The organism is Brevibacillus reuszeri, from assembly GCF_001187725.1.
Lineage (GTDB): Bacteria > Bacillota > Bacilli > Brevibacillales > Brevibacillaceae > Brevibacillus > Brevibacillus reuszeri.
The window spans coordinates 735,460-748,685 of sequence record NZ_LGIQ01000007.1; the positions used below are offsets into that span (position 1 = coordinate 735,460).

Below are 13,226 nucleotides of genomic sequence, written 5' to 3' on the forward strand. Positions count from 1 at the left end.
GGTCTGTCTCGCTTTATCCATTTACGTCTGATGGGTGTCTGCTGATGGAAACGGCAGGTTTCGAAAGTGCCGGTAGGCCAGTGCCAAAATCGATTTTCGCGTGAGAATCCCTTGGAAATACTGCTCATCGTCAACGATGCACACGAATGGGTGATTGATCGAAACCTCAAGAGCCTTCATGAAATCGTCAGAGTCTTTCAGACGTGGCATCTTGGTATCCATGACTTCATCGACGGTATGTTCAGACATCTGCTCCAGTTCGAATCGTTCGAGACCCAACGTCTTGTTCATAACCATATTGGTGCTGATCAGCCCGTGTAAATGGTACTGATGGTCTAAAACGGGAATAGCGGAGTAGCCGGATTTGATGAGGACGAGTAGAGCGTGTTCCAGCGAATTGCCTAATTGAACATGAGCTACTTTCGTTGAGCTAATAATCAATTCTTTGATAGGCGTATGTAACAATGGATGATTTTGAGTCATTTTAGATCAACCACCTTTTCTGTCATCTATGGAAGCCACGCAGGCTGCCTGTGGTTCTCTTCTATGATAACGTATGCTGGGAGTAAACGATAGGTCTACATAAAAAAACCATGTAAGTAAAGAGAAAAAATGACAGTTCTGGAGGGCGAAAAAAAGCCCGGCTCAAGGCCAGGCAAGTAATCGAGGTGTGGAACAATTGTTGTCCCTGCTTTTAGTATGCAAGATGACCCCGGTTTTTACATTAGGATTTTGAAGGAAACAGACCTCATATCCCGTCAGGCTTTCTGGGTCTCCGTCTGCAGGACCTGCTTTGGCTTTTGTCGTACACGGCTTGTCCAGTATGAGATGAGTGTATGCTTATACAAAAAGATGCACAGAGGCGGTGTTACGATAAACATGGCAAGCATCAGAAGCGGTGTCGCCCAATTCAACCGGTAAATCACATAGCTCTCTAACAAAAACAAAATCAGTGGATGGACGAGATAGATGGCCATATTTTGTTTCGCTATATTGGAGAGCCATGGACCCATTGTTGGCAGTTTCCCCAGATAACGTGATAGGGAATAGAAGCTGACGAGAAAACTCAGCGTATAGATCAAATACAGCGGTTCAAATATATTCAGGCTTTCCAGGTAGCTTTTGGAGCCACTCAGATAGTTCGCCATAATCCATCCTGCTGATACGATCATGACAAAATGAGCGAAATAACGCATTTTATGTGTCCACGTACGCCATTTCTCCAGATTCAATCCCGCATAGGCACCTAGTGAGAAAGTAAACACATACATGTACACATAATTTTGTCCTGCAATATAGGTGTGCTGAACCAGTGACAGGAGCGAATTAGCGGTCCAATCAATGTCCCAGAGCGGATTGATGAACAGGTAGTGGTACAACACATACAGACCCATTTGACCAGCGAACAGCAAGAGTACGACACGAAAGCTCAGAAAACGCTCAAACAAAGGCTTAACCAGACAAAACAGTAAATTGAGCTGTAAATAGAGCGGAATATAGTACAAGTGATAAAAAGCGCTTCCAGTAAACAAGCTGTGAAAAAAAGGATAAGCCAGTTCAACCGGATTTATACTCTGAAATTTAAAACCGGTAAAGATCGCAGTCCAGATGATATAAGGAAGCACGATATTGCGCCAGCGCTTCGTCCAGAAGGTTTTCCAGTCCAATTGTCGGTTTCGATACCAGTAAAACAGAAGTAATCCTGTTGCGAAAATAAACAAGGACCGTCCGAAGCGGAGCAAGATCAACAATACGGCTTCAAGATTTTCGTTCCATGGATAGTCTGTTTGGTTGGCAATAAAAAAACCGAGAATATGAATCACTAGAATCGTACATGCCCCAAAAACAAAAAGGGCATTCAGATCCTGAAACGTCCCCTTTCGATCGCTATTCATATATCCTCCAAGATTTTTGCCAATCGTGGGCTAGCTGCACCCTTAGATTAGCTTTTGATCCGATGAGATCTTTATTCAGGCAAACGCCAGTCAGTTGCTGCCAATTCTTTTGCCGTGTAGGCAAACAGGCGCAAGCGCTGTGCCAGGTGGTGACGAGACTCATCTACGAGCATTTGCTCGGTAGTAAACGGTGTTGGCGTTACGGGCCATTGTGTCCGAATAGAAGCAAGTAAGCGCTCTTTTACATCAGTAACTGTAGCAGATTGATTTGTCATGCTGGCGATGCTGCCATCCGTGGACCCATCAATACGTGGAATCGGCTTATGGTTATCCATCTCGTGAAGACCAGCAATTTCATAAAAATGTTCCATCCATTCCCCACGCGGTCGGTCTTCTACGTTGATACAGAGCTGCAGAATAGAACCAAAGCGGGTACGTCGCTGTGCCATGCCTCCGATTTTTTTTCCGTGAATGGAAAAATCATATTCTCCTGCACAGTACGAACCGGCTACTTCGCCAAACTGCAGGGTGCCATAGTCACGTAATCCGACACGAAGCAGGTCAGCAACAAACGAGAAGAACGAATCAATCGATATCGTGGTATCCGGCAACAAACAAGCCAGATTAAGTACACCAGCATCCAGTGGTACACAGGCGCCTCCAGACGATCTTAGGACACATCCAAAGCCGTTTACACCAAACTGGTGCAGGGCCTGCTGCAAATAAGGCAGCTTGGCGTCTCTGCGCCCGAGATAGAGGGCTTGATCATAGACCCACAGATGGATGACAGGTGAAGCGGAAGCGTGCTGCATACTTGCTGTCAGGGCTTCATCTCGGATCAATGGCTCGAGTGGACTTTCCTGATAGGTACCCGAGTCCATCCAACGAAAAGGCTGATTGACAGAAAATGACATAAATAGGCTCCTTCACAGGACAAGAATAGGTACCATTATACAACTGAACCGTTTTCATTTCTAGGCTTTTGCGTTCCTTTTTTCAGGATGGAAGAACATGCCTTCGTAGTTTGTGTATAAAATGAACGCCCGACACATCATTTTTGAGTGTGTCGGGCGTTTGTTTTTCCGAGTTAATTCACTTCTTTGAAAGAGAAATTATCCAGGTATGTCATCTTGCGAGGTGCATCTTCAGTAGCACCTGCTTGCAGGTACAGACCAAGCTTTGTTCCTTCTTGCTTCACTTGCTGCTGACCGAACAAGTATTGATCGTTCATATAAATGGAGACGGTGCTTCCTTTTACAACTACCTTCAGGCGGTTAGACGATTTGAGCTTGTAAGAGCCGGAAGCGATCACATCAATGTCTTTATCTTCTACATCATTTACCTTGCCGAGGTAAACACGATCTTTGTTGATGTAAACGACATTTGCTTTGCCATCCTTACCATTAAAGAAAAGACCGCCTTGACCATTTGTACCCTCTACGTTCACATCAACAGACAGTTCGTAGTTCTCAGGGTTAGCGGATTCTTTCCAAATCAGTGGCAGGAAGAAATGATTCAAATCCTCATCCGTGGAAACCGCAGTGACTTGTTTGTTGATAACTCCCCAATTTCCATCTGCATTTTTCGTATCCCAATTTTTCAGGTTGGTTTCGGAGAACGAATCGCTAATGCTGATTGGTTGTGGCTTTGGTTGCTCCGGATTCGGGAAAACCACTTTCGTTTCATCGCCATCCCGGTTGATCAGAGCACGATAGAGCAGCGATGCTGCTTCAGCACGAGTAATCGGATCTTGTGGTCGGAAGTAGTTGTTATTTCCTTTCATCAAATCCGTCTGGATAGCAATTGCGATATAGGAACGCAATGCTGGAGAAATATTGTCCGAATCACGGAATTTCTTCAATTGATTCATATCCGCTTTGTATTTGTTATCATATCCGAGCAGTCGGACCAAAGCGACAGCGATATCTTCACGTACAGCAGAGTTGTCAGGCTTGTAAGTGTAGGTTGAACCCGACTTATAGCCAGTCAAGTAAGGCTTGGCGTATTCCACATAGTAGAATGCCCAGTGAGACTTTGGTACATCTTTAAACGTTTGGCTGACAGATTTTTTGTCAATATCTACGTCAGCTGCAGCAATCATGATCTTGGCAAATTCTGCGCGTGTCACTTCATTGTTTGGACGGAAAGTTTTGTTGTCGTATCCTTTGATAATCCCTTTTTCGGCCATTTCTGTGATCTCTTTATACGCCCAGTGATTACGTGGAACGTCTGAGAACGAAGGAGAAGCGGCACTTGCGAACGGGATTACAGTCAGGAACATTAACACCGATAGAAAAAGGGTTAGTGCTCTTTTCATGTTAACCTCCTCATATTTGCTCGTGTTTTTGTGTCTCGCAGATATTTTGACGCTGGGTGGGATTGGAATGTTGCAAGGGACAAGTTCATTTTGTAAAAAATAGGAGAAAAGTCGGAGGAAGATGGGCGGAATGCAGGATTTGAGAGCGACTTTAAGGAAGAAGTACTCATGACAGGGTTGCAGAAAGGAAGAGAAAAACGATGCGAAAGGCTTGTATTTTTGACTTGGACGGCACTTTGCTGGACCGCAGCGGCTCCATACCCGCCTTTTTAAAAAGGCAGCATGAACGCTTTTACGAACATCTCGGACATATCCCCTTTGACTCTTACAAGGAACAGTTCATCCATTTGGACCAGCGTGGCTATGTTTGGAAGGATGTCGTGTACCAGCAGCTTCTCGAACATTTTCAGGTGAACGATATCGATGCGGAAACATTACTGGACGATTATGTCGAGAATTTTCATTTGGACTGTCAAGCATTTACCGGCGTCGTCGATACCTTACAGCAATTACGCAGCAATGGGATAGCACTCGGGATGATCACGAATGGGCGTACGCAGTTTCAGCTAAAAAACTTGCGAGCGATTGGCATTGAAGCCTATTTTCAGACGATACTGATTTCCGAACAGGAAGGAATGGCCAAGCCTGCAAAGGAAATTTTTGAAAAAGCGCTCAGCTTGCTCCAGGTAAAGGCAGAAGAAGCGATCTATGTAGGGGATCACCCGGTAAACGATGTGCAAGCAGCTCGTGCGATCGGGATGAAAGGAATCTGGAAACGAGACGAATATTGGCCGGTACCTGCGGAGACTGACGGAATCATTGATCACATTCCAGATTTGCTCGCCCATTTTGTCAAGTAAAACAACAGAAGGATAGGGATTTTTGAACGGAAAATAGTGAAACAGCCAACTGCAAACGTACAGACGAGCTGCATATGTCTGGCATATTGTATCGTATATTTGCTTGTCATGAACTGTAGGAGGTGAAATCAGGAGCCAATGAATCTGATTGCTAATCCCGGTTTTGAGACAGGAACGCTTGCAGCCTGGCAAAGCTTCAATGCAACAATTAACTGCCGATATGTCCAGACAGGTTTTTTTAGTGCCCAGCTAGAGGGGGGCATGGCCAATTCTTATATCCAGCAAATCGTGCCTGTCGATTCAAATTCTTCCTATCAGTTTGTTATTTCGCTCGCAAAAGCAGGCGAATTACGCTCCCCTATGATGTCTATTTTTCTCCTATTTCTAGATGCTGCTCAAAACACGGTGAGTTTAGGCTTTGCACTGAGCATGCGGACGCTGAATCAGCCTGATAGTACTTTTTGTTCATAAAATACCACAACAGCGCAGCTCGCCCGTATTGATTGATGATATCGGATTGTATGCAAACACAGGAGGAGGTGGGGGAGGGATGGATTACGCAGAGATTCGGAACCTGCTCACCTCTTATCTGGTAGCGAATTCGACCATCGTTATTATGACAGCAGGCCAGCCTACGGGAACAGCCGGAACAGTAGCCAGTGTAGGGACGAGCATTGTTACATTTTCAACCTTGGTCGGTTCAACGATGACAATTCCTTTGGAAAAAATAACGAATATTGAAACGGTGTAAGCAAGGTTCATGACAGCAGCAGGGAGGGAACAGGATGGCATCGTCAACCTTGTCAGGTGATTTGATTTACAATCTGCAAGTCGGGACTACTTTGAACATCGGTGTCGGCGGATATGTCATTACAGGGACTCTTAATCGTGTAGGAAATGACTATCTGTATCTGGCACCGTTTAAAGTCCCCATGGCAAATATTCTTTATATTGAAGAATTGCCATAGGCATTGTGATGGATAAATTGGATTCATGAGGGGGGAATAACAGTGGCCAGCATTTCCCCTAACAGCCACATTCCACTACCTGGGACGCCTTTGTATCAACTCCTGTCACAAGGCATCGGATCTGCTATCGAGGTCCGAACGATTGGCGGTGAAATAAAAGGAAAGCTGACAGGAGTAACAACCGGAGTGATCTCACTTCAGACGGAAGACGCATCAATTTTGCATATTGTATTTCAAACGGTGATCAGCTTCTCGTTTGTGAAATAGCTTTCGTTACTGGAAAAGGGCACTTTCTTACAGTGCTCTTTTGTTTGTTCATCCGTACATATTTTGCCTCATTATGCATTAGCTTTTGTATGACCCAAAATGATATAATTATTTATTGGTAATGAATGATGATAATTCTACTGAGGTGATACATGATGAAGGAAACAAAAGAGGCGACTCCGGACTTAAAATCCGCTAAGTCTCCGAAAACAACGGCAGACTTTGCAAAATACTTTCAACCGCCTTCCTTGAAGGATGCGAAAAAACGCGGGAAGGAAGAAATCCAGGTTCATTATGATTTCGTGATTCCCGAGGATATGCAAGGCATCGGAAAAGGGAAGCGTTATCATGTTCGCACGTACGGCTGTCAGATGAATGAACATGATTCTGAAACAATCTCCGGCATTTTGCAGCAAATGGGCTATACGTCCACCGATGAGGTTGAGGATGCAGATGTCATTTTGTTTAATACCTGTGCGATCCGTGAAAACGCTGAAGACAAGGTTTTTGGTGAGCTTGGACATATGAAGCGCCTCAAAAACAATAATCCAAACCTGATCCTTGGCGTTTGCGGCTGTATGTCGCAGGAGGAGAAGGTCGTTAATAAAATCCTCAAAAGCTACACACAGGTTGACCTGATTTTTGGAACACACAACATTCACCGCTTGCCTGAATTGCTGCGCGATGCGATGTTCAGCAAGGAAATGGTGATTGAGGTATGGTCCAAAGAAGGCGATATCGTCGAAAATATGCCCAAATTGCGTGAAGGAAACACAAAGGGCTGGGTTAATATTATGTATGGCTGTGACAAGTTCTGTACGTACTGTATCGTGCCCTATACGCGTGGGAAAGAACGCAGCCGACGTCCGGAAGATGTGATTGCCGAGGTGCGCGATCTTGCTCGCCAAGGGTTTAAGGAAATTATGCTGCTCGGACAAAATGTCAATGCGTATGGAAAAGATTTCGAAGATATTCAGTATGGCTTTGGTGATCTTCTGGATGAAATTCGCAAAATCGACATTCCGCGTATCCGCTTTACGACTAGCCACCCAAGAGACTTTGACGATCATCTGATCGAGGTTCTGGCTCATGGCGGTAATCTGGTAGAACAAATTCATCTTCCTGTACAATCGGGATCTACAGAGGTACTCAAGCGTATGGCACGCAAATACACGCGTGAACATTACCTGGAGCTCGTGCGTAAAATTAAAGCGGCAATTCCGAATGCCTCCTTATCCTCCGATATTATTGTTGGCTTCCCGGGCGAAACGGACGAACAGTTTGAAGAGACGATTTCGATGGTGGAGGAAGTGCGCTACGATTTTGCCTACACCTTCATTTACTCTCCTCGCGAAGGTACACCTGCAGCAGTCATGGAGGACAACGTACCGATGGAAGTGAAAAAACAGCGCTTGTATCGTTTGAATGAGGTGCTGGGACGCATCAGCCTGGAGCAAAATAAAAAGCTTCAGGATCAAGTGCTGGAGGTACTCGTGGAAGGCGAATCGAAGAACAATCCGGATGTGCTTGCTGGGCGTACGCGCACAAACAAGCTGGTCCATTTTACTGGCGATAAGTCTTTGATTGGACAGTACGTTCATGTAAAAATTAATGATGCAAAAACGTGGACACTCCACGGAGAAATTGTTACCAAAGTTGAGGTGTAATTGAGATGGAACAAACAAACCTGTACACACAAAAAGAAATTCTCGAAAAGGCACGCGAATTGGCTGCGATGATCTCGCGCACGAATGAAGTAGATTTCTTCAAGCGTGCTGAGCTGCAAATCAAGCACAACGAACGCGTCCAAGATTTAATTGATAAGCTGAAGCAAAAACAGAAGCAAATGGTCATGTTTGAATCCATCAACAAGACTGAACTGGTACAAAAGGTGGAAGGCGAATATAATCAACTCCACGAAGAGCTGGATTCTATTCCGATCGTAAACGAATTCAAGCAATCTCAAGTAGATGTTAACGATCTTTTGCAAATGGTTACGAATGTAATTACAAATACGGTGTCAGAACGAATCATTCTGGATACAGGTGGAAATCCGCTGACAGGTGAAACCGGTGGCGGACCCGAGAAGAAAAATCATGGGGGCTGCTGCTCCTAAAAAACGCCTATACAATAGAAGAGTGTGACAAAAAGCTGACGCGATGAGCTCCCAAACAAGTTTCCCAAAATAAGGTGGGTGTTTGCACCCTAGCCGAATGCCCTGCATACAAATGTACAGAAACGTTGTATGGAGGAGGTAACGAAATGTCGGGTACAGACAAAGATCTACAGTGCCGGGAACTCATCGCGAAAGCTGTCTGCGGTAAAGGCCATAAATTCTCTACTACCACCCACACCATCATACCGTCGCAAACTCCTTCGACGATCCTCGGATGCTGGATTATAAACACGAACTTCCAGGCAGAGAAAGTCGGAGACGCGGTTGAAGTATCTGGTACGTATGACGTCAACCTGTGGTTCTCGTTTGCAAATAACACGCAAACCGAAGTCAAGCGGGAAACTGTCAAGTTCTCCGTACTCGTTCCGCTAACGTTCTTCGACAGAAACTGCAGAGGCGATCTTGAAATTGTCGCTCGCGCCGTGGAGCAGCCGAAGTGCGTCAAAGCCGAGTTGAGTGGAGGCGGCACAATCACAGTCAAGGTTGAAAGCGAATTTGCGGTAGAAATCATTGGGGAAACCAAAGTATGCGTTGTTGTCTGCAATAGTTGCGAAGAAAAGGATCTTCATATGTTAGGCGACTTTGAAGATAACAGTGACGAATTTGATGACTTTGATTCAGCCACAATGCTCGACGAGCTTGACTAAAGAGGAGACTTCCATCTCCTCTTTTTCTTTTGCCTTTCGCATGGAATCATCAACGAAGCAGGTGGGGCGGGCTATCTCGCCTCACTCTTTTTTGGGCGCAAACATAGAATATGGAAAGGAAGAGAGAGGGAGCGTGATAGCCATGTTTGCGCGCGTAAAAGGGAAGCGGCTTATCTTGCAGTCAGGAGCGAGAACGGCAGAAGCCATGACGGCGAATGCGAAAGAGGCCCAAATTCTTTTACAGCGGCCAGAGATCGGTAGATGGCTGCTCAGACAAAGTGGGATACCCGTGACCACAGGGAAAAGTGCCCAGCCAGGATGGCGGACATACAAAGTCTCTCTGTATCAGGAGCATGTCTTGCATATGGAAAGAAGTATGGAGAGTCCACAATGGCTTCTTCATCGCTTGGAGGAGCCTGAGTATCAACAGGTAGCTCTGTCTGTTATTGAGCCAGAGGTTCAGGTAGTGAAGGGCTTGGCTGCGCGCAGTCTGTATGCTGCCGGAATCGATGCTGGAGAGGTAACGATCATGGCTGCTTCACCCCATCGCCAAAAGGTGGTTCAAGTCGAGCCGGAATGGCCGCAACAGGACAAGGACCGTTTTATGCAAGCGGCAAAAGATTGGTGGGAAGCGCGGATCCGTCAGCATCCACAAGAATTAGAGAAATTGGGGGCTGACCCCGAATTTGCACTGCGCAAGCAAACTGGTGAGATGGCGCTTGCCTCCGATTTTTTAAAGGTTGGAGGTAAGGTCGGTTGCGATACGACAAGATATCGTGAAGAGCTGGCTATGCACCAGCACCCAATTGCAGAACTCCGGCCTGATCCTTCGGAGGACCCGGACGAATTGTTCTTTCATATTCAGGAGGCGCTTCAATTGGCCTACAAAAAGCTTGGAAACAGCAAGCTGGAGTGGTTAGCTGGAGGCATGCCATTTTCAGGATATCCGATCGGAGGACATATTCATTTCAGTGGGATGACGGCGACATTTTCCCTTCGGCGCAAGCTGGATGCTTATTTGGCTCTTCCGCTTGTGCTCATCGAAGATTCCGGCTGTGTTACACGCAGACAACGATATGGCTTCCTAGGGGATTTTCGGGAAAAATCGTACGGATTTGAGTATCGCACGCTCCCAAGTTGGCTCGTGCATCCTGATATCGCAAGGGGAGTACTGCACTTGGCCAGACTTATTGCAACAGGTCATTCGCAATTGCGTGCAGCTCCGCATTTACAGCTGTCGATGATCAAAGCATACTATCGTGGTGACAAAGCGGCACTGGTTCCCTATGTCGAGCAGATTTGGGAGGAGCTAAGAGGCTTGCCAGGCTATGTTCTGTCTCGCATCCATCTGGATCGCTATTTTTCCATTTTACTCAAAGGTGATAGTTGGGCTTCCGACGAGGATTTGCGCAAGGCATGGAGCTTGGGCTGAGCCTCTCGTAATGTCTGATAGACATTCAACAATAGCAGCAATCATGGTATAATAGCGTCGAGATTTCTAGTCTAGGAGAAGAAAAATATGGAGCAATATACCCCAATGATTCAACAGTATCTGGCTATCAAAAAAGATTATCCGGATACTTTCTTATTTTTTCGGTTAGGCGATTTTTATGAATTGTTTTTTGATGACGCAATCCTGGCGTCCCGTGAGCTGGAAATTACATTAACTGGCCGCGGTGGCGGAGGCGATGAGAAAATTCCGATGTGTGGAGTTCCTCACCACGCGGCAGATGGATACATTGCGGAGTTGTTGAAAAAAGGGCATAAAGTAGCGGTCTGCGAGCAGGTGGAAGACCCGAAGGAAGCCAAGGGTGTCGTTCGTCGTGAAGTAACCCGCGTCATTACACCAGGAACCATGATGGAGGGCAAGTGGCTTACAGACAAGGAAAATAACTATATGGCTGCACTTGCCAGTCTGGACGGTCGGACAGGGATCGCTGCCTGCGATATGAGTACAGGTGAGCTGTATATTACTTCCGTCATCGGCGAGGGAGATAGTGTCCTGGATGAGGCGCTTCAATATCGCCCGAAAGAATTGGTGTTCGTCGGTTTTTCCGCTTTGCCAAAGACTGCACTCCCTTTCACAGTTGTGGATCGGAACCATATGAACGCTTTTGCTGTCGATGAGCAATACGGCGAACAGGCAAAAGACCTGGATCTTGCCATGCGTGCAGCAGTCAATGGACTCTTGTTCTACATAGGAACCACGCAAAAACGAAGCTTGTCGCACATGCGTTTGCTAAAGAGGTATGAGGCTAATCAATATTTGCAAATGGACGGTTTTTCCAGACGTAACCTCGAGTTGACCGAGACAATACGCGACAAGGCCAAAAAGGGATCGCTCCTATGGCTTCTGGATCGTACACAGACGGCAATGGGAGGACGGTTATTACGAAGATGGATTGAACGTCCGCTGCTCAGACAGGAAGAACTGGATGCCCGTTTGGAAGCGGTGGAAGCGTTGAAAAGCGATCTGCTGCTACGTGCAGATATTCGGGAAAGTCTGGACCGTGTCTATGATCTTGAGCGACTCGCTGGACGAATCTCCTATGGAAATGCAAATGCGCGTGATTTGATCCAGCTTCGCCATTCATTAGAAGCAGTACCCGAGCTCAAACGGCTTTTGACACAAACCGAATCGCGTGTTTTGGCTGATATTGCTCAAGGAATGGATGAATGTACGGACCTTGTCAGTTTGCTCCATACTGCACTCGTAGACGATCCTCCCATTTCTGTCCGCGAAGGCGGGATGATTCGCAGTGGTTACGATGAGTATTTGGACAAGCTTCATTCTGCTAGCAGAGATGGCAAGACGTGGATTGCCCAGCTTGAGCAAGGAGAGCGGGAGGCTTCGGGGATTCGCTCGCTAAAAGTAGGATTTAATAAAGTGTTTGGCTATTACATCGAGGTGTCCAAAGCCAATATCGCCAATGTACCTGCTGGACGATACGAGCGCAAACAGACACTTACCAATGCAGAGCGCTATATCACACCTGAGCTAAAAGAGCGGGAAGCACTGATTTTGGAAGCCGAAGAAAAAATGACAGAGCTGGAGTATCAGCTTTTTGTTGCTGTACGCAGCGAAATTGCTTTGCATATTCCACGTCTGCAAAGTCTGGCAGAACGGATTGCGTCTGTAGACGTTCTCCAAGCCTTTGCTACTGTTAGCGATGAACGTGGCTTTATTCGTCCGCAATTCACGAATGCAGGTGAATATGTCATTACCGAGGGAAGACATCCGGTTGTCGAAGCAGTTCTTGATCGGGAGAAGTATGTAGCCAACGACGTGCAGATGGATCATTCAAACCGACTCGTACTGCTCATTACAGGGCCAAATATGGCTGGTAAGAGTACCTATATGAGACAAATTGCCCTGATCACGGTGATGGCGCAAATCGGTTGTTTTGTTCCTGCAAAAGAAGCCAAGCTTTCGCTGGTCGATCAAATTTTCACGCGAATTGGCGCTGCAGATGATTTGGTTGGTGGACACAGTACCTTTATGGTGGAGATGCTGGAAACAAGGCACGCCCTGCAAAAAGCGACGGAGCGCAGCCTGATATTGCTCGATGAGATCGGAAGAGGTACCTCAACGTACGATGGAATGGCTCTCGCACAAGCTGTTATTGAATACATTTGCCAAAAAATCGGGGCAAAAACTTTGTTTTCCACCCATTATCATGAGCTTACTGGGCTTACAGACACACTGAGTGGTGTGGTGAACGTCAATGCTCGCTGCGAGGAACGGGATGGCAAGCTGTTATTTTTGCACAAAATCGAAGAAGGCAGAGCGGACAAAAGCTATGGTATTCATGTAGCTGAGTTGGCGGAAATGCCAGTTTGGGTCATCGACAGGGCGCGCAGTATTTTGTCTGGCTTGGAGGCTGGGACAGCTATGTCGACGGATACGCAAATGTCACTAGAAGCACTATGGGCAGCACCAGTGGCTGCTGTACGCGAAGAGCCTGTTTCCTTATTGTCCGAAGAGGAAGAAGCGATTCTGGCTGATCTGCGGGAGTTGGATCTGAATTCGACAACGCCGATGGATGCAATGATGAAGCTGTTCGCATGGAAGCAGCAGCTGAAAAAGAACTAGCAC

The 13,226-nt window shown here is 46.4% G+C and carries 14 protein-coding genes; 10 read left to right on the forward strand and 4 right to left on the reverse strand.

The genetic code is table 11. The features are described 5' to 3' along the window. Positions 1–21: 21 nt before the first annotated feature. From cbpB to ADS79_RS13290, 4 genes are all read right to left on the reverse strand, one after another. Complete coding sequence (cbpB, locus tag ADS79_RS13275) at positions 22–483, reverse strand: cyclic-di-AMP-binding protein CbpB (RefSeq protein ID WP_049738862.1); 462 nt, start codon at positions 481–483, stop codon at positions 22–24. 275 nt (positions 484–758) lie between these two features. Next, on the reverse strand, positions 759–1,895 hold the full coding sequence (locus ADS79_RS13280; RefSeq protein WP_049738863.1) for an acyltransferase: 1,137 nt from the start codon (positions 1,893–1,895) through the stop codon (positions 759–761). A 71-nt stretch (positions 1,896–1,966) separates the two neighbouring features. Beyond that, entirely contained in the window at positions 1,967–2,809 is an 843-nt protein-coding gene (locus tag ADS79_RS13285; RefSeq protein WP_049738864.1) for a lipoyl protein ligase domain-containing protein, read from the reverse strand. Between the two features lie 173 nt (positions 2,810–2,982). Beyond that, complete coding sequence (locus tag ADS79_RS13290; protein ID WP_049738865.1) at positions 2,983–4,212, reverse strand: S-layer homology domain-containing protein; 1,230 nt, start codon at positions 4,210–4,212, stop codon at positions 2,983–2,985. Positions 4,213–4,412: 200 nt separating this feature from the next. Between ADS79_RS13290 and ADS79_RS13295 the strand changes: the two genes are divergently transcribed. The 10 genes from ADS79_RS13295 (at position 4,413) to mutS (ending at position 13,223) form a co-directional block, all read left to right on the forward strand. Next, positions 4,413–5,072: an HAD family hydrolase gene (locus ADS79_RS13295; RefSeq protein WP_049738866.1), complete on the forward strand. Its 660-nt coding sequence runs from the start codon at positions 4,413–4,415 to the stop codon at positions 5,070–5,072. A gap of 138 nt (positions 5,073–5,210) precedes the next feature. After that, complete coding sequence (locus ADS79_RS13300; protein ID WP_049738867.1) at positions 5,211–5,543, forward strand: NTTRR-F1 domain; 333 nt, start codon at positions 5,211–5,213, stop codon at positions 5,541–5,543. Between the two features lie 79 nt (positions 5,544–5,622). Continuing rightward, positions 5,623–5,823, forward strand: a complete 201-nt coding sequence (locus ADS79_RS13305; protein ID WP_049738868.1) for a hypothetical protein — start codon at positions 5,623–5,625, stop codon at positions 5,821–5,823. Positions 5,824–5,857: 34 nt separating this feature from the next. Further along, positions 5,858–6,040 (forward strand): hypothetical protein, encoded by a 183-nt coding sequence (locus tag ADS79_RS13310; RefSeq protein ID WP_049738869.1) that lies wholly within the window; start codon positions 5,858–5,860, stop codon positions 6,038–6,040. Between the two features lie 42 nt (positions 6,041–6,082). Further along, positions 6,083–6,307: a DUF2642 domain-containing protein gene (locus ADS79_RS13315; protein WP_049738870.1), complete on the forward strand. Its 225-nt coding sequence runs from the start codon at positions 6,083–6,085 to the stop codon at positions 6,305–6,307. A 155-nt stretch (positions 6,308–6,462) separates the two neighbouring features. Next, positions 6,463–7,974, forward strand: coding sequence for a tRNA (N6-isopentenyl adenosine(37)-C2)-methylthiotransferase MiaB (gene miaB / locus ADS79_RS13320; protein ID WP_049738871.1), 1,512 nt, complete (start codon positions 6,463–6,465; stop codon positions 7,972–7,974). Positions 7,975–7,979: 5 nt separating this feature from the next. Further along, positions 7,980–8,423 carry a YlbF/YmcA family competence regulator gene (locus ADS79_RS13325; RefSeq protein ID WP_049738872.1) on the forward strand — a complete coding sequence of 148 codons (444 nt, stop codon included), beginning with the start codon at positions 7,980–7,982 and terminating at the stop codon, positions 8,421–8,423. A gap of 146 nt (positions 8,424–8,569) precedes the next feature. After that, positions 8,570–9,130: an outer spore coat protein CotE gene (gene cotE, locus ADS79_RS13330; protein WP_049738873.1), complete on the forward strand. Its 561-nt coding sequence runs from the start codon at positions 8,570–8,572 to the stop codon at positions 9,128–9,130. Positions 9,131–9,272: 142 nt separating this feature from the next. Continuing rightward, on the forward strand, positions 9,273–10,562 hold the full coding sequence (locus ADS79_RS13335) for a putative amidoligase domain-containing protein (RefSeq protein WP_049739088.1): 1,290 nt from the start codon (positions 9,273–9,275) through the stop codon (positions 10,560–10,562). An 87-nt stretch (positions 10,563–10,649) separates the two neighbouring features. Further along, positions 10,650–13,223, forward strand: coding sequence for a DNA mismatch repair protein MutS (mutS, locus tag ADS79_RS13340; protein ID WP_049738874.1), 2,574 nt, complete (start codon positions 10,650–10,652; stop codon positions 13,221–13,223). Positions 13,224–13,226 lie beyond the last annotated feature (3 nt).